The sequence below is a fragment of the Cryobacterium sp. M91 genome (genome assembly GCF_002929615.1).
In the GTDB taxonomy this organism is placed as follows: domain Bacteria; phylum Actinomycetota; class Actinomycetes; order Actinomycetales; family Microbacteriaceae; genus Cryobacterium; species Cryobacterium levicorallinum.
This window is the reverse complement of sequence record NZ_PJJT01000064.1, coordinates 1-26,352: the sequence shown is the minus strand read 5'-3', so window position 1 is coordinate 26,352 and position 26,352 is coordinate 1. Positions and strand designations below refer to the sequence as shown.

At 64.7% G+C, this 26,352-nt stretch carries 22 protein-coding genes and 1 tRNA gene; 16 read left to right on the top strand and 7 right to left on the bottom strand.

The features are described from left to right. Nucleotides 1–270: 270 nt before the first annotated feature. Together CXY80_RS02300 and gndA are read right to left on the bottom strand one after the other, a co-directional pair. Nucleotides 271–636 (bottom strand): hypothetical protein, encoded by a 366-nt coding sequence (locus CXY80_RS02300; RefSeq protein ID WP_092451631.1) that lies wholly within the window; start codon nt 634–636, stop codon nt 271–273. A gap of 107 nt (nt 637–743) precedes the next feature. Then, complete coding sequence (gndA, locus tag CXY80_RS02295; protein WP_092451633.1) at nt 744–2,201, bottom strand: NADP-dependent phosphogluconate dehydrogenase; 1,458 nt, start codon at nt 2,199–2,201, stop codon at nt 744–746. Between the two features lie 196 nt (nt 2,202–2,397). Between gndA and CXY80_RS02290 the strand changes: the two genes are divergently transcribed. Together CXY80_RS02290 and CXY80_RS02285 are read left to right on the top strand one after the other, a co-directional pair. Beyond that, nucleotides 2,398–2,961 carry a gluconokinase gene (locus CXY80_RS02290; RefSeq protein ID WP_233194827.1) on the top strand — a complete coding sequence of 188 codons (564 nt, stop codon included), beginning with the start codon at nt 2,398–2,400 and terminating at the stop codon, nt 2,959–2,961. After that, complete coding sequence (locus CXY80_RS02285) at nt 2,961–4,361, top strand: GntP family permease (RefSeq protein WP_174775308.1); 1,401 nt, start codon at nt 2,961–2,963, stop codon at nt 4,359–4,361. Before CXY80_RS02290 ends, CXY80_RS02285 begins: the two co-directional genes overlap by 1 nt. Nucleotides 4,362–4,366: 5 nt before the next feature. Here the strand turns inward: CXY80_RS02285 and CXY80_RS02280 are convergent, their stop codons facing one another. Next, the gene (locus CXY80_RS02280) at nt 4,367–5,092 is read right to left on the bottom strand and encodes a FadR/GntR family transcriptional regulator (RefSeq protein WP_104131448.1); all 726 of its coding nucleotides are present in this window, start codon (nt 5,090–5,092) and stop codon (nt 4,367–4,369) included. 273 nt (nt 5,093–5,365) lie between these two features. On the opposite strand from CXY80_RS02280, the gene CXY80_RS02275 reads away from it, so the two are divergent. The 3 genes from CXY80_RS02275 to mfd are packed head-to-tail and all read left to right on the top strand — an operon-like array spanning nt 5,366 to nt 10,255. Continuing rightward, the gene (locus tag CXY80_RS02275) at nt 5,366–5,980 is read left to right on the top strand and encodes a 50S ribosomal protein L25/general stress protein Ctc (RefSeq protein WP_092451655.1); all 615 of its coding nucleotides are present in this window, start codon (nt 5,366–5,368) and stop codon (nt 5,978–5,980) included. Nucleotides 5,981–6,036: 56 nt separating this feature from the next. Beyond that, nucleotides 6,037–6,621, top strand: coding sequence for an aminoacyl-tRNA hydrolase (gene pth / locus CXY80_RS02270; RefSeq protein ID WP_092451657.1), 585 nt, complete (start codon nt 6,037–6,039; stop codon nt 6,619–6,621). A gap of 13 nt (nt 6,622–6,634) precedes the next feature. Continuing rightward, nucleotides 6,635–10,255 carry a transcription-repair coupling factor gene (gene mfd / locus CXY80_RS02265; protein WP_104131447.1) on the top strand — a complete coding sequence of 1,207 codons (3,621 nt, stop codon included), beginning with the start codon at nt 6,635–6,637 and terminating at the stop codon, nt 10,253–10,255. Between the two features lie 61 nt (nt 10,256–10,316). Here mfd and nhaA read toward each other — a convergent pair whose 3' ends face one another. Beyond that, the gene (gene nhaA, locus CXY80_RS02260) at nt 10,317–11,687 is read right to left on the bottom strand and encodes a Na+/H+ antiporter NhaA (protein WP_104131446.1); all 1,371 of its coding nucleotides are present in this window, start codon (nt 11,685–11,687) and stop codon (nt 10,317–10,319) included. A 150-nt stretch (nt 11,688–11,837) separates the two neighbouring features. Between nhaA and CXY80_RS02255 the strand changes: the two genes are divergently transcribed. Then, the gene (locus tag CXY80_RS02255; protein ID WP_369828602.1) at nt 11,838–12,665 is read left to right on the top strand and encodes a MazG family protein; all 828 of its coding nucleotides are present in this window, start codon (nt 11,838–11,840) and stop codon (nt 12,663–12,665) included. 19 nt (nt 12,666–12,684) lie between these two features. On the opposite strand, the gene CXY80_RS02250 is transcribed toward CXY80_RS02255, so the two are convergent. Together CXY80_RS02250 and CXY80_RS02245 are read right to left on the bottom strand one after the other, a co-directional pair. Beyond that, the gene (locus CXY80_RS02250; RefSeq protein ID WP_233194826.1) at nt 12,685–13,794 is read right to left on the bottom strand and encodes an ABC transporter permease; all 1,110 of its coding nucleotides are present in this window, start codon (nt 13,792–13,794) and stop codon (nt 12,685–12,687) included. Continuing rightward, nucleotides 13,791–14,771: an ABC transporter ATP-binding protein gene (locus CXY80_RS02245; RefSeq protein ID WP_233194825.1), complete on the bottom strand. Its 981-nt coding sequence runs from the start codon at nt 14,769–14,771 to the stop codon at nt 13,791–13,793. The genes CXY80_RS02250 and CXY80_RS02245 overlap by 4 nt, the downstream gene beginning before the upstream one ends. 93 nt (nt 14,772–14,864) lie before the next feature. On the opposite strand from CXY80_RS02245, the gene hisS reads away from it, so the two are divergent. The 7 genes from hisS to CXY80_RS02210 all read left to right on the top strand — a co-directional run bounded on the left by hisS (nt 14,865) and on the right by CXY80_RS02210 (nt 21,878). Further along, nucleotides 14,865–16,133, top strand: a complete 1,269-nt coding sequence (hisS, locus tag CXY80_RS02240; protein WP_104131445.1) for a histidine--tRNA ligase — start codon at nt 14,865–14,867, stop codon at nt 16,131–16,133. Nucleotides 16,134–16,311: 178 nt separating this feature from the next. Continuing rightward, nucleotides 16,312–17,592, top strand: coding sequence for a phosphopyruvate hydratase (gene eno, locus CXY80_RS02235; RefSeq protein ID WP_092451665.1), 1,281 nt, complete (start codon nt 16,312–16,314; stop codon nt 17,590–17,592). Between the two features lie 128 nt (nt 17,593–17,720). Then, complete coding sequence (locus CXY80_RS02230; RefSeq protein WP_233194823.1) at nt 17,721–18,341, top strand: septum formation initiator family protein; 621 nt, start codon at nt 17,721–17,723, stop codon at nt 18,339–18,341. After that, nucleotides 18,338–18,883, top strand: a complete 546-nt coding sequence (locus CXY80_RS02225; RefSeq protein WP_092451669.1) for a DUF501 domain-containing protein — start codon at nt 18,338–18,340, stop codon at nt 18,881–18,883. Before CXY80_RS02230 ends, CXY80_RS02225 begins: the two co-directional genes overlap by 4 nt. After that, complete coding sequence (locus CXY80_RS02220; RefSeq protein WP_233194821.1) at nt 18,880–20,211, top strand: S8 family serine peptidase; 1,332 nt, start codon at nt 18,880–18,882, stop codon at nt 20,209–20,211. The genes CXY80_RS02225 and CXY80_RS02220 overlap by 4 nt, the downstream gene beginning before the upstream one ends. A 22-nt stretch (nt 20,212–20,233) precedes the next feature. After that, nucleotides 20,234–21,727, top strand: coding sequence for an NAD(P)/FAD-dependent oxidoreductase (locus CXY80_RS02215; RefSeq protein ID WP_092451671.1), 1,494 nt, complete (start codon nt 20,234–20,236; stop codon nt 21,725–21,727). A 74-nt stretch (nt 21,728–21,801) separates the two neighbouring features. Then, nucleotides 21,802–21,878, top strand: a tRNA-Leu gene (locus CXY80_RS02210). Between the two features lie 46 nt (nt 21,879–21,924). Here the strand turns inward: CXY80_RS02210 and CXY80_RS19335 are convergent. Beyond that, nucleotides 21,925–22,278, bottom strand: a complete 354-nt coding sequence (locus CXY80_RS19335; protein WP_146070640.1) for a tyrosine-type recombinase/integrase — start codon at nt 22,276–22,278, stop codon at nt 21,925–21,927. 732 nt (nt 22,279–23,010) lie between these two features. Here CXY80_RS19335 and CXY80_RS02195 point away from each other — a divergent pair. The 3 genes from CXY80_RS02195 to CXY80_RS02185 all read left to right on the top strand — a co-directional run. Continuing rightward, nucleotides 23,011–23,565 (top strand): GNAT family N-acetyltransferase, encoded by a 555-nt coding sequence (locus CXY80_RS02195; RefSeq protein WP_158251530.1) that lies wholly within the window; start codon nt 23,011–23,013, stop codon nt 23,563–23,565. Nucleotides 23,566–24,023: 458 nt separating this feature from the next. After that, on the top strand, nt 24,024–26,003 hold the full coding sequence (locus CXY80_RS02190) for an APC family permease (RefSeq protein ID WP_104131440.1): 1,980 nt from the start codon (nt 24,024–24,026) through the stop codon (nt 26,001–26,003). 134 nt (nt 26,004–26,137) lie between these two features. Then, a partial coding sequence (locus CXY80_RS02185; RefSeq protein ID WP_233194819.1) for a transposase occupies nt 26,138–26,352 on the top strand: 215 nt, incomplete at its 3' end.

The window sequence follows — 26,352 nt, the reverse complement described above, 5'->3', positions numbered from 1 at the left end:
ATGAACTCAGTGCGAGTATTCGGCGGAAACAACTTGACCATAAAACGCTCCAATCACTAGAGCGTTGCTACGACCATATGACTTTGCCGTCATTTTCGGGTCAGAACTCACGGCTCGGCAACCAAGTTCCGACGGATGCTGCAGCAGGCATCCGTTTCACCCAGCGCGGGAGTTTCGCCGCTGCGCGGGAGGCCGAACTCCCGCGCACTGGCGCAGGTTCCGCGCACTGGCGCAGGTTCCGCGCACTGGCGCAAGTCCTGCGCAGCGCAGCTAGGTGCGGGTGGCGGGGGCCAGCTGGCGCGGCGCGGCGGGGATGATGCCGAGCGGCGTGACGAAAGTGTCGCGCTCGTTCTGGTCGATCGCATAACACTGCCAGCCGAATCCGCCGGGTCCGGTCAGGTCGAAGCGGGCATCGAAGTCGACGGCGAAGGGATAGTACTGGGCCACCGCGGCCACGCAGGCGTTGGCCGCGGTGTCGGAGGCGACCCGCATGGTCGTGAGCACGCCCGGCACCACCAGGGCAATGAGCCCGAGCACGACAGCGACCCGCAAAATTGCGGTGAAGTGCTTGCCGCGCAGCGGACGGTAGTTGTCGTTCGGCTCGTAACCGGAGAGCTCGGGGTGGTTGTCAGTCATGGGGAGTCCAAGTATTCCAGACGTGGGTGTGAAGCGACCCGGGTAGACAAAACGGCCGGCAGCATCCGTTATATAAGTGGATGCTGCCGGCCGGCAGAACTGCGGGCCTAGTGAGTCGACGCTTCCGTGGCGATCTCGCTGCGGTCGCCCGACCACAGCGTGTGGAAGGTGCCGGGCATGTCTACGCGGTGGTAGGTGTGCGCGCCGAAGAAGTCGCGCTGTCCCTGCACGAGCGCGGCCGGAAGGCGTTCGCTCGCGAGCGAGTCGAAGTAGCTCAGGCTCGAACCGAAACCGGGAACCGGGATGCCCGACAGTGCGGCGGTCGAGACGACGCGGCGCCACGCGGCTTCACCGGAGGCAATGGCCTCGGCGAAGTACGGGTCGACGAGCAGGCTCGGGATCGACGGGTCGTTGTTGTAGGCATCCACGATGCGGTTGAGGAACTGGGCACGAATGATGCAACCGCCGCGCCAGATGGTGGCGATGGCGCCTTTGTCGATGTTCCAGCCGTACTTCTTGGCTCCGGCGATGATCGCGTCGAAACCCTGCGCGTAGGCAACAATCTTCGAGGCGTAGAGCGCCTGGCGTACGTCTTCCTGGAAGGTGTGACCGACCACGGCGATCTCGGGGCGAGCCGTGAGGGTGGCGCGCACGGGGCCGCGCTGTTCCGGGTGGCTGGACACGGCGCGAGCGAAGACGGCTTCGGCGATTCCGCCGACGGGAACGCCGAGGTCGAGCGAGTTCTGCACGGTCCAGACGCCGGTTCCCTTCGAACCGGCCTCGTCGAGAACGACGTCGATGAACGGGGCTCCGGTCTTGGCGTCAACCTGACGCAGAATCTCGGCGGTGATTTCGATGAGGTAGCTGTTGAGCTCCCCGTCGTTCCAATCGGTGAAGACGTCGGCGATGGCTTCGGGGGAGTGCCCGCCGACCTTGCGGAGCAGGTCGTAAGCCTCGGCGATGAGCTGCATGTCGGCATATTCGATGCCGTTGTGGATCATCTTGACGAAGTGACCGGCACCGTCGGTGCCGATGTGGGTGACGCAGGGCACACCGTCGACGACGGCGGCAATGGATTCGAGGATCGGGCCGAGGGTTTTGTACGCCTCGACCGAACCGCCGGGCATAATGCTCGGGCCGTTGAGAGCGCCCTCTTCGCCACCGGAGATGCCGGCGCCGACGAAGTTGATGCCCTTGGCGCTCTGCTCCTTCTCGCGACGGATGGTGTCGGTGAATTCGGCGTTGCCGCCGTCGACGATGATGTCGCCGGGTTCGAACAGCTCGGAGAGCTGGGTAATGACGGCGTCGGTTCCCTTACCGGCCTGCACCATGATGATTGCGGTGCGCGGCTTGGTGAGCGAGGCGACGAAGTCGGCGATGTTCTCGGAGGCGACGAAGTTCGCTTCCGGGTGTTCGGTCGTGAGTAGGCGGGTTCGCTCAGGGGAGCGGTTGTACACGGCGACCGTGTTTCCCTCGCGACCGGCGAGGTTACGGGCGAGGTTCGAGCCCATCACCGCCAGTCCGACGACACCAATATTTGCCTGCGCTGCACGGGACTCTGACACGTTTTCTCCTTTGGGACTGTATTCAACAGACCATCTTCAACTTTAGTGCACGGGCCTGAGGGCCATGTCTGGCCCGGAAGCTGAATTTGATCGGGAACAGTGTGGTGTTAGCGTTGATGATTGAAATCAGATTTATTGCGATGAAACCGCGAATTAATCCGATGTAATGAAGCAACGGCCGAGCATGCGGAGCACAATGTCAAAGACGAACAGCGCAGATACCAGCCAGACCGCCCCCGGGCTGCCCATCGTCGTCATGGGTGTGCAGGGGTGCGGCAAGTCCACCGTCGGCCGCGGTATCGCCGATGCCCTCGGCATCCGCTTTGCAGACGGCGACGACCTGCACAGCGCTGCAGCCCGCGCGAAAATGGCGGCGGGGCATCCGCTGATCGACGAGGACCGCTTGCCGTGGCTGACCCACATCGCCCAGACCATGGCGGCGGCCCTCGAGGGCGGTGAAGCGCTCACCGTGGCGTGTTCGGCGCTCAAGCGCAGCTACCGCGACCTGATGCGTGACCTCGTACCGTCCCTGGTCTTCGTCGAGCTCTACGGCGATCAGGCCCTGATCGCCGAACGGCTGACGCACCGCAATCACGAATATATGCCGGCCACGTTGCTCGATTCGCAGTTCGCCGCCCTCGAACCGCTCGCGGCCGACGAGGCCGGAATGCGGATCGAACTCACCAGAACTCCCGACGACATCGTCGGACTCGTACAGAACATGATTACAAAAATGAACCAGGAAGAACTCGCTCACTGATGACCGAACTTGACATGAACTGGGTATTGTCCACCCCCGCGCTGCTCGGTGTTGCTGCCGGCTCCATTGCGCTGCTCCTCGTACTGATTATGAAGTTCAAGGTGCACGCCTTCCTCTCCCTGATTATCGTGAGCCTCCTGACAGCCGTCGCCACCGGAATTCCGACCGATCGGCTGGTGTCGACCCTGCTCAATGGATTCGGCGGAACCCTCGCCGGCGTCGCCCTGCTCGTCGGTCTCGGTGCGATGCTCGGCCGCATGCTCGAAACCAGCGGCGGCGCGCAGGTGCTGACGGATGCCCTGATCAAGAGATTCGGCGAGAAACGCGCGCCGTTGGCCCTCGGTGTCGCGTCCCTGATGCTGGGCTTCCCGATCTTCTTCGATGCCGGCCTGGTCGTCATGCTACCGATCATCTTCGCGGTCGCCCGTCGCTTGGGCGGATCGTTCCTCGCCTACGGCTTTCCCTCGGCCGTGGCGTTCTCGGTCATGCACATTTTCGTTCCGCCGCACCCGGGGCCCGTCGCGGCGACCGGCCTGCTCGGCGCGGATGTCGGCCTGGTGCTGATCTTCGGCCTGGTCGTGGCGCTCCCCACCTGGTTCGTCGTTGGGCGCTTGTTCGGCGGGTACGTTGGCCGCCAGTACAACATTCCCGTGCCGTCTATTCTCAGCAGCAAGACCGACAACTTCAAGGAATTCGAGTCGGCCCCCAAGGTCGGCACCGTTCTGTCCCTGTTGTTGCTGCCGATCGGCCTGATCTTTCTCAATACCGGATTGAACATGGCAGCGACAGCCGGTCTGGTGTCGCTCGATGACGCCTGGGTGCAGGTACTGCGCGCCTTCGGCGAGACCCCGGTCGCCCTGCTCATCACCGTTCTCCTCGGCATGATCTTGCTCGGCTGGAAGAAGCGCAAGTCGTCGGGTCTGATCGAGGCCGTCGTGGACAGCGCGCTCGGCCCGGTTGCCGCCGTCATTTTGATCACGGGTGCTGGTGGAATGTTCGGTGGGGTGTTGCAGGCCAGTGGTATCGGCACTGCCATCGCCGAATCGCTCGACAGCATTGGGCTGCCGGTGATCGTCGCCGGTTTCGTTATCGCCGCCGTGGTACGGATCGCGCAGGGATCGGCCACCGTTGCACTGACCACCTCCGCCGCCCTGCTGCAGCCGGTCGTCATGAGCAATTCGACTTATAACCCGGTCGAGCTGGCCGCGATCGTGCTGGCACTGGCCGCCGGGTCGGTTTTCGCCGGCCACGTGAACGACTCAGGATTCTGGCTGATCAGCCGGTTCTTCGAGATGGACACCAAGACTACTCTGAAGACCTGGACCGTCGGTCAGGCCCTGGTTGGTGTGGTCGGATTCACCATCGCCCTGGCGATCTACCTCGTCGCCAGCCTGTTCTGACCCAACTATTCCGCGGCTGGGAAGAACAGCCGAGGGGTATCGGCCCAGGAGTCTTCCACCTCAGCGATGGTGCGCCGCATAATGAGCTCCATCGACTCCCGGGCCTGCACGGGGTGCCCGCCCTGCACGGCATCGGCCACGTCCACGTGCCACTGCAGCGCGGTCTCGTGCGGCTTCTCGGGCATCAGGCCGAGGCCGGTGCGCCCCGACAGTACAGCGGCGATCACCTCGTCGAGCTTGGCAAACATTTCATTGCCGGAGCCGTGCAGGACCAGCCGGTGAAAATGGATGTCCAGGGTCAGAAATCGCTCCAGGTCGCCGGCGCGCCCCACCGTGCGCATCTGCGCGGCCACGGTCATCAACTCGCCCGACATCGCCTGCGGGCAGTGTGCGGCAGCCAGCTCCGCCGCCATCGGCTCAACGGATGCTCGCAGCTCGGTCAGCGAGCGCAACTGTGCGCCACGCTCCGGCCCGGCCAATCGCCACCGAATAAGCGTCGGATCGAAAGCATTCCACCCCGATTGCGGACGCACGCGGATGCCGACCCGTTTGATCGATTCGACCAATCCCATCGCGGCGAGCACGCGCACGGCCTCGCGCACAACCGATCGGCTGACGCCCTGGTCGAGGGCGATGTGATCGGCGAGCATGACCGTCCCGGCCGGCATCCGGCCGTCCACGATGGGGGTGCCAACCGCATCGACGACGCGGTTGTGCAGGCTGGAGGGCATGCTCCGACCCTAACGGCTGGGGCGGCACGGCTACAGCGGGCGACACGCCCGGACTGCGGGAGCGGCGCAAACTGTGTAAGATTGAGAATCGAACTTCGGCGAGGGATATCGTCACCCGGGCAACCGGGCTGACGGCATCCGTGATCGACGCGGCGGACGAGACCTTGGGCTTTTCCTCACGCTGACATGCGTTCGAGTTGAATCAGTATCCCCATCTTCGGGCCTCGGCCCGAAGACCACGATCTGGGTCTTATACCCGCTAGGAGTAACACCATGGCTAAAAAAGAAGTAAATGCCGTCGTCGCTGAACTGCGCGAAAACTTTGGCAAGGGTGCGGCCCGCAAGCTGCGCGTGCTCGGCCTGATCCCGGCCGTCATCTACGGCCACGGCACCGAGCCGGTGCACGTGTCGCTGCCCTCGCACCGCATCGGTCTGCTGCTGCGTCGCAAGAACATGATTCTTGAGCTCGATCTCGCTGGCGAGAAGCAGCTTGTGCTGGTCAAGGACGTGCAGAAGGACCCGGTCAAGGCCATCATTGAGCACATTGACCTCATCGTCGTCCGCAAGGGTGAAAAGGTCCAGGTTGAGGTCCCCGTACACACCACCGGCGAATCGTTCCCCGGCACCATGGCCGACTTCGACACCAAGTCGCTCCTGCTTGAGGTTGAAGCCACCGACATCCCCGAGAACCTCCAGTTGTCGATCGAGGGCCTCGAAGACGGCGCGCAGCTGCACGCCAAGGACGTCACGCTGCCCGCTGGCGCCGTGCTCGTGTCCGACCCCGAGACCCTGGTCATCTACGTCCACACGCCGCGTGGCGAGGACGAGTCCGAGGAGACCGAGGTCATCACTGCTGGCACCCCGGCCGCCACGCCGCCCGCCGCGTAACAATTATCTTCACTCGGTTCTCGCGGGGTTTTCCAACACTTAGGCGGAGGATTCCCCTGGATACGAACCTGTGGCTCGTAGTCGGGCTCGGTAACCCCGGGCCCGACTACGCTGGCAACCGCCACAACGTCGGGCAGATGGTCACAGGGCAACTCGCCAATCGTCTGCCCGCGAATTTCAAGCGTCACAAAACCGCCGCCCTGGTCGCCGAGGGGCGACTGGCTCCCGGCGCACCCAAGCTGGTGCTGGCCAAGCCAACCACGTTTATGAACGTCTCCGGCAGCCCGGTCGCCGCGCTGCTGAGCTTCTACTCGCTGCCCATTTCCCGCCTCATCGTCGTGCACGATGACCTGGACCTGCCCTTCGACACCCTCAAGATCAAGGTTGGCGGCGGTCACGGCGGCCACAACGGCCTGCGCGACATTATTGCGGCCACCGGAAGCAACGAGTTCATTCGCATCCGCATGGGCATCGGCCGGCCGCCGGGCCGCCAGAACGCGGCCGACTTCGTGTTGCACGACTTCGCAGCCGCCGAGCGCAGCATTCTGCCCGTTTTAATAGCGGATGCCGCCGACGCGATCGAATTGATCGCCACCGACGGCGTCGTGGCGGCCCAACAGAAGTTCCACTCGCCCGCGTAGATAGACTCGTTCAGTGATCCTTCAGGGCTTAATCGCAGCGCTCGCGCGCGCCTCCACGTTCGACAACGCCCTCGCCTATGCCAGCCGGGATGCTGATTTCAGTCTGACCGAGGGCATACGTGCCCCGCTGCTCGCCGCGCTGCTCGACCTGCGCCGCGATGATGCTCAGGCGCTGTTCGTCATCACCGCGACCGGCCGCGAGTCCGAGGCGCTGCGCGAGAACCTCGGCTGCTTCGCCACGAGCGCGGAGATCATCGACTTTCCAGCCTGGGAAACCCTCCCGCACGAACGCCTGAGCCCGAGCGCCGAGATCGTCGGCAAGCGCCTGCACGCCCTGCGGCGGATGCGCGAGTGGCAGGAGCAGGACGCGCGCGAGCGGCATCCGCTTATCGTCGTCGCCTCGGTGCGAGCCGCCCTGCAGCCGGTCGCCGACAACCTCACCGACTACGAACCGATCGAACTGACGGTCGGAGCCCGCGGGCACGACCTCTCGGCGATCGTGCTGCAGCTGGTCAATGTGGCCTACGCCCGCGTCGACATGGTCACCCGGCGCGGCGAGTTCGCCGTGCGCGGCGGTATTCTCGACGTCTTTCCGCCGGTCGCCTCGCACCCCTACCGGGTGGAATTCTTCGGCGACGAGGTCGAGCAGATTCGCCTGTTCAGCGTCGCCGACCAACGGTCCTTGCCCGAACCGGTCGCATCCGTCAGCCTGCCGCCGAGCCGGGAACTCCTGCTCAGCCCTGCCGTGCGGCAGCGCGCCCAGGAAATGCAGCACGAATTTCCGAGCCTGTCCGGTCTGCTCGCCAAGATCGCCGAGGGCATCCCGGTCGAGGGCATGGAAAGCCTCGCCCCCGCCCTGGTCGACCGGCTGGTGCCGGTCACGCACTACCTGCCGAGCAACGCTGCCGTCGCCGTGATCTCGCCGGAGCGCGTCGCAAGCCGCGCGATCAGCCTCGCCGAGACCAACCGGGAGTTTCTCGGTGCCGCCTGGAGCGCTGCCACGGCCGGTGCCGACGCGCCGATCGACCTCGAATCCGGTGACTTTCTCACTCTCGGCCGCCTGCGCGACAGCGTCAAATATTCGGCTCCCGGTGCACCGGCGTCCGGCCACCACTGGTGGACCCTGAGCACGTTCCAGGCGGCGCCGACCGACGAGGCGGTTCTGCCCGAACACCTCGAAATGGACGAACTGCTCACCATCCGCATCGAAGCGGATGCCGTCCCCACCTTCGCCGGCAGCGTCGACGGGGCCGTGGGTCATGTCGCCTCCCGGCTGCACGACGGCTGGGTCGTCGGTATCGTCGCCCAGGGGGCGGGGCTGGTCGAGCGGGCCGCGCAGGTTCTGGCCGAGCGCGAACTTCCGGTGCGCGTCGTAGACGTGTGGCCGTTGGAACCGGAGGCCGGTATCGCTTACCTGTTGAAGGCATCCGTCGATCACGGTTTTGAGCTCCCGACCAGCAAACTCACCCTGATCAGCGAGAGCGAATTTTACGGGCGCACCGTCGGCTACTCGGCCAGGCAGATCAAGAAGCTCGCGAGCCGCCGCAAGAATGTCGTCGACCCGTTGCAGCTGGTCGCCGGTGACCACGTCGTGCACCAGACGCACGGCATCGGTCGTTTTCTCGAACTGACCCAGCGCGAGGTATCGAGCGGCGGGCGCAACCCGGTCAAGACCACCCGCGAATATCTGGTGCTGGAATATGCGGCGTCCAAGCGCGGCCACGCCGGCGACCGGCTGTATGTGCCGACCGACCAGCTCGACCTGGTCACCCGGTATGTCGGCGGGGAGGCGCCGACCCTGAGCAAGATGGGCGGCAGCGACTGGTCGAGCGCAAAGACCAAGGCGCGCAAGGCGGTGCGCGACATTGCCGTCGAGCTGGTCAAGCTGTATTCGGCGCGGATGGCGAGCAAGGGTCACGCCTTCGGGCCGGACACCCCCTGGCAGCGCGAGCTCGAAGAAGCCTTCCCATTCGTGGAGACCCCCGACCAGCTGACGACGATCGATGAGGTCAAAGCCGATATGGAACGGCCGATTCCGATGGACCGGCTGCTCAGTGGCGACGTCGGTTTCGGCAAAACCGAGGTGGCCATTCGTGCCGCATTCAAGGCCGTGCAGGACGGCAAGCAGGTGGCCATGCTGGTTCCGACCACGCTGCTGGTCAGCCAGCACATGGAAACGTTCAAGGAGCGCTTCGCCGGGTTCCCGATTCACCTGCGCGCCCTGTCCCGATTCCAGACCGACAAGGAGTCGCGCGAGACGATCGCCGGAATGCTCGAGGGCACGGTCGACGTCGTCATCGGCACGCACCGGCTACTGTCGCCGTCGATCATCTTCAAGGATCTCGGCCTGGTCATTATCGACGAGGAACAGCGCTTTGGTGTCGAGCACAAGGACGCCCTGAAGAAGCTCAAGACCAACGTGGATATTCTCGCGATGAGCGCGACCCCCATTCCGCGGTCGCTGGAGATGGCGGTAACCGGAATTCGCGAAATGTCGACCCTGGCCACCCCGCCCGAGGACCGGCACCCCATCCTGACCTTTGTCGGACCGTACTCGCAACGGCAGGTGGCTGCGGCCATCCGTCGGGAACTGCTGCGCGAAGGTCAGATCTTCTTCGTGCACAACCGGGTCACGAGCATCAACCGCATCGCCTCGGAGCTCGCCGAACTGGTGCCGGAGGCGCGCATCGCGATCGCGCACGGGCAGCTGCCCGAGGCTCAGCTCGAGCAGGTGGTCGGCGACTTCTGGGAGCGCAAGTTCGACATTCTGGTCTGCACCACGATCATCGAAACCGGCCTCGACATCAACAACGCGAACACGATCATCATCGACCGGGCCGACAAGTTCGGCTTGAGCCAGCTGCACCAGCTGCGCGGCCGGGTCGGTCGTGGGCGTGAGCGGGCCTACGCCTACTTCCTCTACGACGAGAACAAGCCGCTGTCGGAGACCGCGCACGATCGGCTCGCCACGATCGCGGCGAACAACGAACTCGGTGCCGGTATGCAGGTGGCCCTGAAGGACCTGGAGATTCGCGGTGCCGGAAACCTGCTCGGCGGCGAACAGGCCGGGCACATCGCGGGCGTCGGCTTCGACCTGTACCTGCGCATGATCGGCGAGGCCGTGTCGACGTTCCGCGGCGATGTCGCCGAGGGGCAGACCGAGCTGCGGCTCGAGCTGCCGGTGGACGCGCACATTCCGCACGACTTCGTCGACAGTGAGCGGCTGCGTCTCGAGGCGTACCAGAAGCTGTCCAGCGCGAGCTCGCCGACGGCGGCCGACGACCAGATCGACCTCGTGGTTGAGGAACTCACCGACCGTTACGGCGAACCGCCGGGGCCGGTTCAGAACCTGGTGGCCGTGTCGCGGCTGCGCTGGCAGGCGCAGCAGGCGAACCTCAGCGAGGTCGTCGCCATGGGGTCGAACCTGCGGGTTGCTCCGGCCGATCTGGCCGACTCCATTCAAATCCGGTTGCAGCGGATGTATCCCGGCTCACGTTACGTGTCGGCCACTGGGGCGCTCAGCGTGCCGATGCCACGGCCGAACGGTGAGCCGCTGGATGACAACGCCCTGATCGAGTGGACCAAGTCGCTGCTGACCGCGATCTTCCCGCCGGCCGTTCTGTCCGCCACTTAACCGTTAACGCAGACAGCACTGTCGTTGCAGGAACGACGGTGCTGTCTGAGTCAGCGGATGCTTAGCCCTTCGACGGCTGTTCCGTCTGGTACACATCCGGGATGCCGTCGCTGTCGCTGTCGATGGATTCCTTATCGGCAATGCGACCGTAGTGACGGTTGCGGGAGCGCAGGATCGCGGTGGCCAGCAGGGCGGCGAGCAGCGAACCGACCAGGATGGCGACCTTGGCGTGATCGTCGTGCGGGCTGCCCTGGCCGAAGGCGAGCTCGCTGATCAGCAGGGACACGGTGAAGCCGACGCCGGCCAGCAGGGACACGCCGATGACGTCGATCCAGGCCAGGTCGGGGTCGAGGGTTGCCTTGGTGGTTTTGGTCACGATGAAGGTGGCCAGCAACACCCCGATCGGCTTGCCGACCACGAGAGCGACGACGATGCCGACAGCTACCGGGTCGGTGATGGCCTGGTACAGACCCTCGGCGCCGCCGAGGGTGACGCCGGCGGAGAAGAACGCGAACACCGGAATCGCGAAACCGCTCGAGAGCGGGCGAATGCGGTGCTCGAGCACCTCGGCCAGACCGGGCCCGGCGTCGGGGCCGCCGCTGCGCTTGCTGCGCAAGACCGGCACCGCGAAGCCGAGGAGCACACCGGCGACGGTGGCGTGCACACCGGAGCCGTGCACGAGCGCCCAAGCGATGAAACCGAGCGGCAGCAAAATGACCCAGGCTGCCCACGCCTTGTTCTTGAAGAAGTAGGAGAACCGGTGGGTGATTACCCAGAACAGGGCGAGGGGCACGATGGCGAGCAGCAGCAGCGGAACATTCATGTCCGTCGTGTAGAAGAAAGCGATGATGGCGATGGCGAGCAGGTCGTCAACGACAGCGAGGGTCAGCAGAAAGATGCGCAGCGCGGCCGGCAGCTTCGACCCGATCACGGCGAGCACGGCGAGGGCGAAGGCGATGTCGGTCGCGGTGGGAATCGCCCAGCCGCGCAGCGTCTCAGCCCCGGTTTCGAGGTTGATCAGCACATAGATGAGCGCGGGAATGATCACTCCGCCGACGGCGGCCGCCACCGGCACGATGGCCCGGCTCACGCTCCGCAGGTCCCCAGCGACAAATTCGCGTTTGAGTTCGAGTCCGGCGAGGAAGAAGAAGATGGCGAGAAACCCGTCGGCCGCCCAGGCGCCGAGGCTCAGCTCGAGGTGCCAGGGGGCGTAGCCGATCTTGTAGTCGCGAAAGGCGTAGTAGGCGTCGGAGAAGCCGGAGTTGGCCATGATCAGCGCGGCCACGGTCGCGGCGAGCAGAATGGCGCCTCCGACGGTTTCCTTCCGCAGAATGCGCGAGATCCGCACGAATTCGTTGTGGCTGCCGCGGCGAAGCACGGTGGCGGTCGACGGGGTGGCCTTCGAAGCTGGCAGGTTGGATGGTTCGGTCATTAAAATTCCTCTGGTCTTTCGGGCGCGAACATACATGTGCCGACCAGACTTCCCGGCTCACCGTCGACCAGAATACACGACGTACCTGAGCGATCATCGGTGGCCCGCCTACGATGGAGGGACGATGGAACCGATCCAGGAGTGCCGACCATGACCAACCCCGTGTTTTCCTCCGGCTCCGTGTCCGGCGCTGTGTCCGGTGCCAACGCTACCCGACCGACTCCGCCGGCCGACGAAAATGACCGGGATACGGCATCCGCTCGGCAGACAACGATGCAACCCAGCCCTCTCGACACCCTGATCGTCACCGTCGCGCGGCTGCGCGGGCCCGGCGGCTGCGCGTGGGACGCCGACCAGACCCACGTCTCGCTGGTGCGGCACCTGGTCGAAGAGACGCACGAGCTGATCGAGGCGATCGAGGACGGCAGCCGCGACGACCTGCTCGAGGAACTCGGCGATGTGCTCTATCAGGTGCTGTTCCACGCCGACCTGGCCGCGCACACGCCGGAGGAGAACTTCGACATTCAGGATGTCGCTGCCCGCCTGACCGAGAAAATGGTCGGGCGACACCCGCACGTGTTCGGCGATGTCACCCTCGACACCGCGGCGGAGGTCTCGGCTGCCTGGGACGGTTTTAAAGCCGAGGAGAAGCCGGGCCGCACCAGCGTGCTCGACGGAATTCCGGGTGGTATGCCGGCCCTCGCCCTCGCCGACAAGGTGCTGGGTCGGGCCGAAAAGATCGGCCTGATCGAAGCGGATGCCGGCTTCCCGCTTCCGATCGAATCCGAAGCCGATCTGGGCCCGCTGCTGCTGGCGATCGTGGCATCCGCTCGGGCGCAGGGCCTTGACGCCGAGCGCGCGCTGCGCGCCGCAGTGCGCGACCTGCAGGGCGAAATTCGCGGAGCCGAGGGAGTCCAGGCGCCCGGCGCTCCGCTGGACGAATCCTTCGACGCCGGAATAATCGCCCTCCCCTCCTAACGCGGATCAGTACGGAGGGTTAGGCGATGCGGCTGCCGGCGGGGAGATGGGTCGCGGGGGTGCGCGTGCGGCGCCACGCCCAGAGCAGGGCGCCCGCGCCGAGCAGCAGGTGTATGGCGAGGCCGATGAACCAGCTCGGCACCGCGCCGTCGTAGGTCTGCTGTGCGGTCGGCCCCCGGTCGAAGGCCTCACCGGAAAAGGCGCCACTGTCGCTGAAGCTGCTCTGGGCGGCCTCGTCGCAGCCGTTGAACTCCGTGTACAACTCCGGCGGCGACTGGGCGCTGCGCACGCCGACGGCGATCTGGCCGAACAGGTCGGTCGGGTAGCCGGCGTCGTTGAAGCTGCCGGGGGCGGCATCCGCGACCACCACGTAGGGGTTCGCGGCGAGAATCCACCAGAAGTAGTCGAAGCGCGGCACGTTTTGGGTCGTCGTCTCGGCCGTGGAACAGACGATGTCCGACTGCTCGCCGGTGGCCTCGTCGAACGTCGACGAAACCACGTAGTAGTTCACATTCGTCGCCTGCTGTTGGGTGGCGGTGCCGAGCAGCGCGAACGCGATGAGGGTGCCGAGGCTGAGTGCCGCGACGACCAGATAGGTCAGCACGATCGAAAACAGCGGCCGGGTCAGAATGCCGGAGAGTCCGACTCCGACGGCGGCAATGACGCCGAGCTCGGCCGCGAGCACGAGCACCGACACGGCGATGGTGCCGAACGAGACTTCGCCGAGCACGACTGCGAAGATGAGAAACGGCAGCGCCGCCGCGAGAAAGGCGAGGGCCGTGATCCAGGCGGCAAGAAACTTGCCGAGCACGAGTTGCCCGGTGCTGATCAGCGTGACCTGCGTCGTGGCGAGGGTGCAGGCATCCCGATCGCCGTTGATGGCATTGCCCGACAGCGCCGGAGAGACCAGCGTGCCGAGCAGCAGCACGAAGAAGATGATGGTGGAGAACACGCCGCCGCCGCCGGACAGCCAGGCCGAGGTCGCCAGCCAGAGCAGAAATGTGACCACGCCGACGAGCAGCATGAAGACGCCGAGCAATACGTACCACGAGGCTCCACGCACGCGCTGACGCAGTTCGAGGGTGACGATGAGCCAGAGCCCGGAGAAGAACACCCGTGAGTGGATCATTTCGTCGCCTCCTCCCCGGTCGACCGGGTGAGGTCCTGAAAGGTGTGTTCGAGGTTGCTGACGGCCGGTCCGAAATCGCAGACCGGAACCCCGCTCAGCACCAGATTGTGCAGCAGAGCGGCCGCCGAGGCCTCGTTCTCCACCTGCACCAAAGTGCCGAGCTGGTCGACGCCGCGCACCGTGACGAGCGCGCCGACCACTCCGGGAGTGGCGAGGGCGCGTTCCAGGGCCGCCTTATCCAGGGAACGGATGCGCCAGGATCTGGCACTCGCGCCCGCCGCGGCCACCTGCTCCGGGCTCGCCGTGCGTCCGGCGGCGAGGTACACCGCGGCATCCGCCATCTCGTCGAGTTCGGCGAGGACGTGACTCGACACCAAAATGGCGGTGCCGTCGCCGGCCAGGCGACGCAGCAGCTGGCGTAGTGACGCGCGCGCGGCCGGGTCGAGGCCGGACGCCGGTTCGTCGAGCAGCAGCACGCCCGGGGAGTGCACGAGCGCCCGCGCCAGGCTCAGGCGTTGTTTCTGACCGCGGGACAGTACCCGCGAGGGTCGATCGGCAAAATCACCGAGGTCGGTCAGCGCGATCAGTTCGTCGGCGCGCACGGCGGCCTGCTCGCGGGTCATTCGGTACATGCGCCCGGTGGTCTGCAGGGCGGCACGGGCGGAGAGGCTCGGCCAGGAACCCAGGGCGTCCGGCACCCAGCCCGTGACGGCGCGCACCCGTTCGGGTTCGGTGACCGGGTCGTGCCCGTTGATGCGGATGCTGCCCGTCGACGGTGTGAGCAACGTGGCGAGCATGAGCAGCAGGGTCGTCTTGCCCGCGCCGTTCGGTCCGATCAACGCCGTCACCGACCCGGCCGGCACAACGAGCGACGCATCCACCACCGCCAGCACACTGCCAAATGACCGACTGACCCCGGTCACCGCGACGCCGCTCGACGTCACGTCCGTCTCGCCGGAAAAAGTCGCGACCGACATTCACACCCCCACTTGTTCCCCCGAGTCTAGGGCGCGGCCAATTTCAGGAGCGGACGGTGAATCGCATCCACGGCATGCTGAGAGAATTACCCCATGGCTATTGCAGTGACCCCGCCGCGCGGCATGCGCGATTTTCTCCCCGCCGACAAGGCCCTCCGCGAACGCTCGCTCGGCATTATTCGCGAGAGTTTTCGTGCGCACGGCTTCGACGAGATCGAAACCCCGGTCATGGAAGACTCCGCCCGCCTGCACTCCGGGCTCGGCGGCGACAACGAGAAACTCGCCTTCGCGGTGCTCAAGCGCGGGCTCAGCCCAGCGGATGTTGCGGTGGCGGCCGAGCAGGATGACCTTCTGTCGCTGGCCGACCTGGGCCTGCGGTTCGACCTGACGGTGCCGCTCGCCCGGTTTTACGCCACTCACCGTGCGAGCTTGCCGACCGTGTTCCGGTCGATTCAGATCGCACCGGTCTGGCGCGCCGAACGGCCGCAGAAGGGCCGCTACCGCCAGTTCATGCAGTGCGACATCGACATCATCGGTGAGGCCGGCGCGCTCGCCGAGATCGAACTGATCACCGCCACGGCCGCGACGCTCGATCTGCTCGGCCTCGAGGGCTGCTCCATTCGCATCAACGACCGCCGCATCCTCAGCGCCCTGCTCGCCCACTGGGGCGCCGCCGCCGAGCTGACCGAGCGGGCGCTGATCGTGATCGACAAGCTCGACAAGATCGGCGTCGACGGTGTCGCGGCCGAACTCGGTGCCCTCGGCATCGATGCGCCGGGCCTCGCCGCGCTGCTCACCGAGCTTGGCACCGGCGGCTGGGCCCTGGGCGACGGCTTGTTCGACGGCGCTGCGCCGGCTTGGCTCGACCCGAAAGCCTTCGCCGACCTCGCCGCCCTGCGCGCCGCCCTCCCCGGCGTCGACCTGGTCTTCGACCCCACCCTGGTGCGCGGCATGGGCTATTACACCGGCACCATCTTCGAGATCTCGCACCCCTCCCTCGGCTATTCCCTCGGCGGCGGCGGCCGCTATGACGGCATGATCGGCCGGTTCCTCGGCACCGACGTGCCCGCCTGCGGATTCTCGATCGGCTTTGAACGCATCGTCGACCTGCTTGAAGCGGATACCGCATCCGCTGATCTGGCGGTCGTGCTCGTGCACGACAAAGAGGCCGATCCGGCCCGACTGGTCGCTCTCAAGCGCGACCTGGTCGCCGACGGCCTGCGTGTCCGCCTCGAACGCCGCACCAAGAACCTCAAGGCGCTGCTCGACCGGGCCGGCGAGGCCGGCTACGGGAGGTTCGCGTTCGTGACCGCCGAAACGCAGACGGCCGGCGACCTCGACTTCAAACCGCTCGGCGCCTGACCAGGCCACCCGCGCCCGACCAGGCAGCTCTGCGGTTCGGCGAACGGCCGACGGGTTTGGTTAGACTGAATTCGCCTGGGCTGAGTTCATTAAAAGCGTCCGGCACACCCCTACCTTTATTCCGACCAGTACCCCGGCGCCCGACCAGGCGTCAATCCCGACAAAACAGGAGACAGTTGTGGCCCTAATTGAGGCAGTAGACGCACGCGAAATTCTCGACTCGCGAGGCAACCCGACCATCGAAGTCGAGGTTTTGCTCGGCGATGGAACGGTCAGTCGTGCCGCGGTGCCGTCCGGCGCGTCCACCGGCGTTTTCGAGGCTTACGAGCTGCGCGACGGCGACAAGGCCCGTTACCAGGGCAAGGGCGTGCTCAAGGCCGTCGAAGCCGTCATCGACGACCTCGGCCCCGCGGTCGAAGACATCGACGCGACCGACCAGCGCATCGTCGACCTCGTTCTGATCGAAGCCGACGGTACCGACAACAAGGAGCGCCTCGGCGCCAACGCCATCCTCGGCGTCAGCCTCGCCGTGGCCAAGGCCGCCGCAAGCTCGGCCGGACTGCCGTTGTTCCGCTACCTCGGCGGCCCGAACGCGCACACCCTCCCGGTGCCACTCATGAACATCATCAACGGTGGATCGCACGCCGACAACGATGTGGACATCCAGGAATTCATGATCGTTCCGCTCGGTGCTGAGTCGTTCAGCGAGGCCCTGCGCTGGGGCGTCGAGACCTACCACTCGCTCAAGGCCCTGCTGCAGTCCAAGGGCCTCTCCACCGGCCTCGGCGACGAGGGCGGTTTCGCCCCCAACCTGCCCAGCAACCGGGCAGCGCTCGACCTCATCGTCGAAGCGATCGAAAACGCCGGTTACGTTCCCGGCAAGGACATCGCCCTCGCCCTCGACGTCGCTGCGAGCGAATTCTTCAAGGACGGCAGCTACAACTTCGAGGGCAAGAAGCTTTCGGCCGAAGAGATGAGCGCCTACTACGCTGAGCTCGTCACCGACTACCCGCTCGTTTCGCTCGAAGACCCGCTCGAAGAAGACGATTGGGACGGCTACGTGCACCTCACGGCTGCGCTCGGCGACAAGGTGCAGATCGTCGGAGACGACTTGTTCGTGACCAACCCGGTGCGCCTGGCCAAGGGCCTTTCCCTCGCGGCTGCGAACTCTATTCTGGTCAAGGTCAACCAGATCGGCACCCTGACCGAGACAATGGATGCCGTCTCCCTCGCCCAGCGCGCCGGTTACACCGCGATCATCTCGCACCGCTCCGGCGAGACCGAGGACACCTTCATCGCCGACCTCGCCGTCGCAACGGATGCCGGCCAGATCAAGACCGGCGCCCCCGCCCGCAGCGAACGTGTCGCGAAGTACAACCAGCTGCTGCGCATCGAAGAGGAACTCGGCGAGGCCGCGGTCTACGCCGGTCGCACCGCGTTCCCCCGCTTCACCGCGTAGTAGGCACTCAGCAGCAATAGCATCATCGGGCCCTCGACCACCGATATTTCGGTTGGTCGGGGGCCCACAGCTTTCCCTTGGTACCATTTTTTACTGACAGACACGACCGACCAGCGAAAGGAGTTGTGATGGCGCCGAAGCGACCTCAGCAGACGCCGTCCCAGCCCCAGCCGGCGCAGTCCAAGCCGGGCAAGCGCCCGCAGGCCCAGCGGCAAACAGCCCACCGTCAACCAGTACAGCGTGAACCAGCCCAGCGGCCACCCATGGTCTCGGAGACGGAAACGCCCGCCGGCGGCTGGCTGCGCGGCATCCGCTTTTCGGGATTCTCGTTGGTGATGATGGTGATTCTGGTGCTCGCCGTGGTGATTCTCGCGCCGAGCCTGCGTACCTACGCCGAGCAGCGGCAGCAGATCAGCCAGTTGAGCAGGGCCGTCGCCGATCAACAGAACGAGGTCGACCGTCTCACCAGCCAGCGTGAACGCTGGAACGACCGCACCTACGTCACAACGCAGGCGCGCGAGCGGTTGTTCTACGTACTGCCCGGCGACATCAGCTTTCTCGTCATTAACGATTTACCGGTCGTCGCCCCGCTTGAAGCGGATGCCGCGCCGGTGAGTACCAATATCCAAAGCACCAAGATTGATTGGCTGGGTTCCTTGTTCGCCTCCACCATGACCGCCGGCCTCGCCCCGCAAGCCGGAGCACCCGCGACATTAACACCCGCGACACCGGAAACGGTGGCGCCGTGACCCGGCCGCCGTTCGACCCGTTCACCGCGGCCGACATCGACCTCGTCTCGGCCCAGCTCGGACGACCGGCCCGCAACGTCGTCGGCATCGCCGCCCGCTGCGTCTGCGGCGCGCCGACCGTCGTGGCGACCGCACCGCGGCTCGCCGACGGAACCCCGTTCCCCACGCTGTATTACCTCTGCCACCCCGCGGCCACCGCAGCGATCTCCGCCCTCGAAGCCACCCAGGTCATGAACGAGTACAACGACCTGCTCGCCGACGGTGCGGACGTGCGCGCGGCCTACCAAGCGGCGCACGAGAGTTTTCTGTTCGACCGCGACCAGCTCGGAAGCGTGCCGGAAATCGCTGGCATCTCCTCCGGCGGCATGCCGAACCGGGTGAAATGCCTGCACGCCCTGGCCGCCCACTCGCTGGCGGCCGGACCCGGCGTCAATCCGGTCGGCGACCTCGCGCTGGAACGCGCCACCTGGTCGCCCACGGTCTGCGAGTGTCTGGACTACTCCGCGGCGCCGATCGACGAATCCGGGGCGGCCCTGGCGTGACCGCGACTACGCACCGGGTCAGCGCTCGTCGGGTCAGCGCGGGCGTCGGGCTCGCGTTGGCCACGGCGCTGTTCGGCGGTACCGTGGTCGGTTCCGTCGTGCTCGACGCGCCCGCCGCGCACGCCGATCAGATTCGCGACCTGCAGTATTGGCTCGCCGATTATGGCTTCACCGAAGCGTGGAACACCACGCGCGGGGCCGGTGTCACGGTCGCGGTCATCGACTCTGGAGTCAACGGCAACGTGGCAGAGCTGACCGGCGCGGTCATCGGGGGAACGGATGTCTCCGGGCTCGGCTCCGCAAACGGTCAAACTCCGGTCGCCGGCGACGATGATGAGGGCGAGCATGGCACCCTGGTCGCCTCGCTTCTGGCCGGACGCGGCACTGGCGACGGTACCGGACTGATCGGCGTGGCGCCTGAGGCATCCATTTTGGCGGTGTCGGTCGGATTTGGCAGCAGTCGTTCTGCAGTGAGCAACGACGATCAGATCGCGCAGGGCATCCGTTGGGCCGTCGACAATGGGGCGGACGTCATCAATATGTCCCTCACCCGCAATACGTTGTACTGGCCGGAGAGCTGGGATGACGCATTTCTCTATGCCTTCGAAAATGATGTCGTCGTCGTGGCCGCCGCCGGCAACCGGGGGAGCGGAACCACCGAAGTCGGGGCTCCCGCGACGATTCCCGGCGTGCTGACGGTTGCCGGCGTTGACCGCGAAAAATCGGCGAGCTTCGATGCCTCCTCGCAAGGCATCACCATTGCCGTCGCTGCGCCGAGCGAGAAGCTCGTCGGGGTGACGCCCGATTCGACCTATGTACAGTGGGACGGCACGAGTGCCGCGACGCCGATCGTGTCCGGGCTCGTTGCTTTGGTGCGGGCGGCCTATCCGACGCTCGACGCTGCGGGAGTCATGAACCGGGTCATCGCGACCGCGAACGCCAACGGGCGGAGCGTGCCGAGCCCCATCTATGGCAACGGCCTGATCGATGCCGCTGCCGCCGTCACCCGCTATGTCGCTCCGGCGACAGAGGCCACTCCGAGCGAGTTGCTCACGGAGTGGATCACGCTGCACCGGCGGGCTCAGATTGACGTGGTTCCGACCGAGACTCCCGTTGCGGAGGCTCCGGCTGCGGTCGATGAAGACCCGGCGCTGCCGGTGCAAAATGTGCTCACGGCGTGGCTCCCGAACCAGCTGACACTGACCTATATTAGTCTGCCGCTCGCTGTACTCGTAGGGTTTGGTATCCTAGTAACGCTGGTGGGCATTGGGGCCACTCGGTACATCAAGCGAATTCGGCGCAACCCCAAAGATTTCGCACAATCATAATCCTGTAGGAGGCCTTCTCATCGTGCCCAAAATTCTCATTGTTGGTGGCGGCTACGCCGGTTTTTACACGGCGTGGAAGCTCGAGAAGTGGCTACGATCCGGTGAAGCCGAGGTCACCATGGTCGACCCGCTGCCCTACATGACGTACCAGCCCTTCCTGCCGGAGGTCGCTGCAGGATCCATCGAACCGCGTCACGCGGTCGTGTCGCACCGTCGCCACCTCAAGAAGACCAACGTCATCTCCGCCAAGGTCACGCACGTGAACCACGCCGAGAAGACCGCCACGATCACCCCGCCGACCGGCGAGCCGTACGAGTTCAAGTACGACATCATCGTGGTCACCGCCGGTGCGGTGTCGCGCACGTTCCCGATTCCGGGCGTCGCCGACCAGGCCATCGGACTCAAGACCATCGAAGAAGCCGTCGCCATTCGCGACCGCGTTTTGACCAACTTCGACAAGGCGGCAGCCCTTCCGGCCGGCCCCGAGCGTGAGCGCCTGCTCACGTTCGTTGTGGTCGGTGGCGGCTTCGCCGGCATCGAGGTGTTTGCCGAGCTGCGCTCGTTCGCGACCTCGCTGCTCACCCTGTACCCCGAGATCAGCTTCGAGGACACCAACTTTCACCTCATCGAAGCCATGGGCCGCATCATGCCCGAGGTCTCGCTCAAGACAAGCCTCTGGGTCATCGACAACCTCGCCGGTCGCGGCGCTCAGATTCACCTCGACACCCAGCTGACCAGCGCGGTGGACGGAAAGATCGAGCTCTCCACCGGAGAGACCTTCGAAACCGACCTCATCGTCTGGACTGCAGGCGTCATGGCGAACCCGACGATCGTGCGCCACACCGACCTTCCCATCGAAGAGCGCGGTCGCCTGCAGGTTCGTGCCGACCTGCGCGTCGGAACCGAAGACGACATCATCGCCGATGCCTGGGGCGCCGGCGATGTGAGCTGTGTCCCCGACCTGAGTGGTGGCGGCGTCGGCGGCAACTGCGTGCCGAACGCCCAGCACGCTGTGCGCCAGGGCAAGCTGCTCGCCAAGAACATCGTTGCCGTGCTGCGCGACGAAGCACCGGTGCAGTACTTCCACAAGAACATGGGCGCCGTTGCCGGCCTTGGCGTTGGAGTCGGTGTCTTCCAGAGCGGCAACCTGGCCATCACGGGCATGCCGGCCTGGTTCGCCCACCGTGGCTACCACGGCCTGGCCATGCCGAGCTGGGAGCGCAAGCTGCGCGTCGTCTGGGGCTGGGTCAACAACGTTTTCCTCGGCCGCGACGTGGTGTCGTTGAGCGCCACCGAGAACCCGCGTGCCGTGTTCGAAGAGTTCGTTTCGCGCCCCAAGCCGCCGGCACCTGCTGCTGCGCCAGCTGCAGCCCCCGCGGCCAAGGCTCCGGCGGCCCCGCGTGCGCCCCGTGCGCCGCGCAAGCCCACGGTCAAGGCTGCTGCAGCCGAGGCTGCTTCGGCCACCACGGCACCCGCTGCGCAGAAGGCGGCCGCCGAGGCATCCGCTTCAAAGTAGCTGTTTCGATAGTTGCTGCCGGGCGATCGCATCGCTCGGCAGCACCTATGCTGGAACCGCCCGTTACCGGGCACGCCCCTATAGCCCAATTGGCAGAGGCAGACGACTTAAAATCGTCACAGTCTGGGTTCAAGTCCCAGTGGGGGCACCACGAATATATCTACGCTCATCTGGGTTTTAACTTGGTGTCGGGTGCCTCAGATGCCCCGTTTGCCCACACTTGAAATCATCCGGGCTTGATTGAGGGCCACTGCGACGCTGTCCAGATCGTCGTCGAAGAGGTCCGCGTACACGTCGAGGGTTATCGCGGCCGAGGCGGGGCCGAGCATCCGCTGCAGCGCTTTGACGTTCGCGCCGGCGGACACGGCCAGGCTCGCGGCGGTGAGCCGGAGGTCATGGGGCGTGACGCGAGGGAAGTTCGGATCGACCTCCCGGGCACGTTTGAGGGCGTAGACCAGCCAGCCGTCCCGAGTCGACGCTGTGCGCTGGTGCGACAGCCCGTTGCCGAACAGGATCTGGTCGGGTGTCTTGTCGGCGCAGAGCAGTGCCAATTGACCATCACGCTGGACCCGATGCCCACCCAACGCGAAACCGCCGCCGTCAGCGAGCTCTGCTCGAGTCTCACAGAAACTCAGACCCGCTATCCGGGCACCGACCTAATCCTGCGATACGTCATCAAAGAACGGCCCTGAGTTACGACAGAATAAATCGACCTAAGATGTCCTGTTAGGATCCCTGAAGTCGTGGCAGCGGTACTAGAAGATCGTGACCAACCACGGCTACCGCCTCGTGCACGAAAACGTCGACCGGGTCGCGTACTGCTGCACTTCCGACGCCCATCGCGCCATCACCCGCGAAGCGGACAGACGGCTCGTCCGCACCGAACACCCACGGTTGGTCTCGTACCCCTGCCTCGACGCCCGCGGCATCTGGATCGGCCCCAACCTTGACCCTGGCGACCACGCCGTCCAGCGCGTTGCAGCGACGCAGCTCGACGGTCCCCAAGCCCCGGGCAAGGAATTAGCAGCGATATTTCTGCCCCGGTTAGCCTCCCTCCACCGGGCATTTTCTCGGGCGGGGGTTACGGGAATGAAGGTCCTAGCCTTCATATGGCCCTCCGTGGAACACAACCGCGGGTTATGCCGTCCTGGTCGAGGTCCGGCTTGCGGGCACTTCGGCAAGAGGGCGCGCTATTTCGTCGGCAGTCGGGAGATTAACCGTCACTCTGACAAACTGTGCTGGTGACCGGGGATATACAGATAGTCCAATTCAACGATCCGCGAGTGCAGCATCTAACGGAGGCTGGGTACGTCGTTGTCGGCGAATCGTGGGGTGCCCGCCTGCGCCTCAGCGATCCACCCGACCTGTCAGCACTGAACGCGGCCATCGTCGCGGCGAAGGAGCAAGGCTTCCTAATTCAGGAACTCGACGCCAGCTGGGCCCGTCAGGTCACTGCACTGGAAGCCCTGAACCACTCCGATTATCCATACACGCCAGCGACAGAAGTGCCACACCGCGACGAGTCCGACGTGCTCGAACTCTGGAGACGCGGCTGCCGCCTCTTTGGCGCCATCGATGACGGACAACTCGTGGCATCCAGCGTCATCAGCCTGACCACCGCGCGCGGAGAAACCGAATTCACGTCCGTCCACCCTTCGTACCGCCGCAGGGGGCTTGCCGTTGCGGTTAAGGCGGCGTCGATTATGGCGTTGGTCGACGACGGCGTCAGGATCTTCGGCACGGGTGGCGCTCAGGTCAACACCGGAAGCATCCGCATGAACGAACATCTCGGCTACGCCATCGAGGAACGATGGCTCAGCCTCACGATGCCGCAATAGTACGGAATCAGAGTACCCGGTAGGGGTTCGGCTTATGGGACGGCAGGAAGTACCGTTTTCGGTATGGACGAGTTGTGCGGGCGAGTGTGGAAAAAAGCAGAAGTCGCTGGTGGAGCGGAATCTGAGTTTTGGGCGTGACTCCAGGCCAAATTCTGTGAGTCCGTCGCTTGCGGGCGGACCTCAACTGTAACGAGGACGTGAGTGGTGCTGACTGTGCTGTCGTCCACAAGCGCACGCTCGTTCTAACCGTTCGGGATGGTGCCCGAGGCTATTGGACGCACCGCACAAACCTCCCGCTTAGTCGACGAGATTTCAGGCATGATCAAGGATGCGCATTTGTCGCCGGAAGAGGGGTGCCGTTGCCCAATACCGACGACCGTCGCCAGGCAACATTTGAACGTCGTACACTCAACCAGTTGCATGGCAAAGTTCCCTCACAGAAAAAGTGATCGAGAGACATGACTGAAGAAATTTTCGCGATGCCGGCAAGTGTTCAGGGACCAGTGGTGCATAGCAAGCCTTCGAGTGCGGTAAGCCGATGGATGCTGCGTGACACTGTGCAACCGGTGGGCCCGGAAAGTGGTGAAACCCGTGCTTCTGCGCACCCCTGGTGGAAGGTGATGTGCCTCACGGGTGTGGACTACTTTTCCACGCTGTCGTACCTTCCTGCGATCGCCGCACTTGCCGCCGGTGCATTGTCGCCTTTGGCAACCTTGTTGATTGTCGCTTTGACGCTCTTGGGAATGTTGCCGATGTACCACCGGGTAGCAAAAGAAAGTCCTAACGGCCAAGGCTCCGTCGCGATGCTTGAACGGTTGCTTCCCTTTTGGTGGGGCAAGCTGTTCGTGCTCGTTCTGCTCGGATTCGTAGCGACCTCCTGGATCATCACCATCACCCTCTCGTCGGCGGACGCTACCGTGCACTTACTGGAAAATCCCTACGTCCCCGAAGCGTTCCGAGGCCTGGCCGTGCCCGTCACGGTACTGTTCCTGCTCATCCTCGGCGGAGTCTTCCTCTTGGGCTTCACCGAGGCAGTTACGATAGCTATCCCCCTCGTAGCTGCTTTCCTGGCATTGAATGCTGTCATTCTCGGCGTTGGCCTCGTGAACTTCGTGACTGATCCGGCTACGGTCACCGACTGGCTCGCCCTCTTGACCGCCACTGGAGGAGGGCTCGGCGGGATCCTCGTGCCGGCTCTTCTAGCCTTTCCTTTATTGGTGCTCGGCCTGTCTGGTTTCGAGACCGGGGTGAGTATGATGCCGTTGATCGCCGCAACCGGCAAAACCCCCGAGGAACGGTTGAAATCTCGAATTCGGAACACTCGAAAACTGCTGACGGCCGCTGCGGTGATTATGAGTGTCTATCTTCTATTGAGTAGCTTCGTGACTACTCTGCTTATCCCGGCAGAAAAATTCCAGCAAGGTGGAGAAGCAAATGGTCGCGCACTCGCCTACCTAGCCCACGAGCTGATCGGCAACGGTTTCGGCACCGTTTATGACATCAGCAGTATCCTGATCCTCTGGTTCGCCGGGGCGTCCGCAATGGCGGGCCTGATCAACATCGTGCCCCGCTACCTGCCCGCTTACGGCATGGCACCGGAATGGAGCCGCGCTGTTCGCCCCGTCGTCCTTGTGTACACCGCCATCAGCATCATCATCACGATTGGCTTCGGCGCTGACGTCAACTCCCAGGCAGGTGCTTACGCAACGGGCATCCTGGCGATGATGGTCTCTGGCGCCTTCGCTGTCACGATCTCGTGCATCCGACGTAAACGCCGCATCGCCCGCATTGGATTTGCCCTCCTCACCGCTATTTTGCTTTACGCGCTGGTCGAGAACATTCGGGAAAAACCAGACGGTATCGCAATTTCTGCATTGTTCATCCTCGGCATCGTTGTCGTCTCCCTGATCTCCCGAGTCACCCGTACGACAGAGCTGCGCGCGGATCGCATCGAATTCGACGACGAAGCACGCCGCTTCATCAACGATTCACTCCAACACGACAACAAACTCAACATCGTCGCCCACCGCCGGCAAACGGGCCACACGGCCGAATACGCCGAAAAAGAAGAAGAGCAACGGTGGATCAATCCGATCCCTGGCACCGCAGACATCCTCTTCCTCGAGATCGACGTCGTGGACCCCTCCGAATTTCGCGAAGTTCTACGGATAGAAGGCGTCGAAATTGATGGGTACCGCGTTCTTCGCACCAGCAGCCCCGCCGCCCCAAATGCAATCGCTGCAATATTGATAGCCCTCCGCGATACAACAGGCGTCCGCCCACACGCATATTTTGAATGGTCCGAAGGCAACCCGCTGGTCCACATGTTCCGATACTTACTGCTGGGTCGAGGCGACACCGCACCAGTAGTGCGAGAGATCATAAGAGAAAGCGAAACAAACCCACGCAAACGCCCCGTCATCCATGTTGGAGGCTGAACACGACTGGCCCTGCCCCCGTTGACTGGACACCTCANCTGGCCCTGCCCCCGTTGAGTGGACACCTCACAAGAGAGAATGTTCACATGGGAAAGACACGCAGGGAGTTCACTCCTGAGTACAAAGACGAGGCCGTGAAGCTGGTGATCAACACCGGCAGGGCGATTGCGACCGTGGCTCGGGAGCTCGGCATCAACGAGGCTTCGCTGGGCCGGTGGGTCATCGCGTTCAAGGCCCGCAATGACACCGGCGAGACCGGAGTCACCGAGTCTGAACGGGCTGAGTTGCTCCGGCTGCGCAAAGAAAACGCGGACCTGAAACTGGATCGGGCGTTTCTAAAAAAAGCGTC

What these genes read in the sequence shown, in the direction of transcription:
- CXY80_RS02300 (WP_092451631.1), bottom strand. Translation starts at nt 636, where the DNA reads ATGACTGACAACCACCCCGAGCTCTCCGGTTACGAGCCGAACGACAAC.
- CXY80_RS02290 (WP_233194827.1), top strand. Translation starts at nt 2,398, where the DNA reads ATGTCAAAGACGAACAGCGCAGATACCAGCCAGACCGCCCCCGGGCTG.
- CXY80_RS02285 (WP_174775308.1), top strand. Translation starts at nt 2,961, where the DNA reads ATGACCGAACTTGACATGAACTGGGTATTGTCCACCCCCGCGCTGCTC.
- CXY80_RS02280 (WP_104131448.1), bottom strand. Translation starts at nt 5,092, where the DNA reads ATGCCCTCCAGCCTGCACAACCGCGTCGTCGATGCGGTTGGCACCCCC.
- CXY80_RS02275 (WP_092451655.1), top strand. Translation starts at nt 5,366, where the DNA reads ATGGCTAAAAAAGAAGTAAATGCCGTCGTCGCTGAACTGCGCGAAAAC.
- nhaA (WP_104131446.1), bottom strand. Translation starts at nt 11,687, where the DNA reads ATGACCGAACCATCCAACCTGCCAGCTTCGAAGGCCACCCCGTCGACC.
- CXY80_RS02255 (WP_369828602.1), top strand. Translation starts at nt 11,838, where the DNA reads ATGACCAACCCCGTGTTTTCCTCCGGCTCCGTGTCCGGCGCTGTGTCC.
- CXY80_RS02250 (WP_233194826.1), bottom strand. Translation starts at nt 13,794, where the DNA reads ATGATCCACTCACGGGTGTTCTTCTCCGGGCTCTGGCTCATCGTCACC.
- CXY80_RS02245 (WP_233194825.1), bottom strand. Translation starts at nt 14,771, where the DNA reads ATGTCGGTCGCGACTTTTTCCGGCGAGACGGACGTGACGTCGAGCGGC.
- hisS (WP_104131445.1), top strand. Translation starts at nt 14,865, where the DNA reads ATGGCTATTGCAGTGACCCCGCCGCGCGGCATGCGCGATTTTCTCCCC.
- CXY80_RS02230 (WP_233194823.1), top strand. Translation starts at nt 17,721, where the DNA reads ATGGCGCCGAAGCGACCTCAGCAGACGCCGTCCCAGCCCCAGCCGGCG.
- CXY80_RS02190 (WP_104131440.1), top strand. Translation starts at nt 24,024, where the DNA reads ATGACTGAAGAAATTTTCGCGATGCCGGCAAGTGTTCAGGGACCAGTG.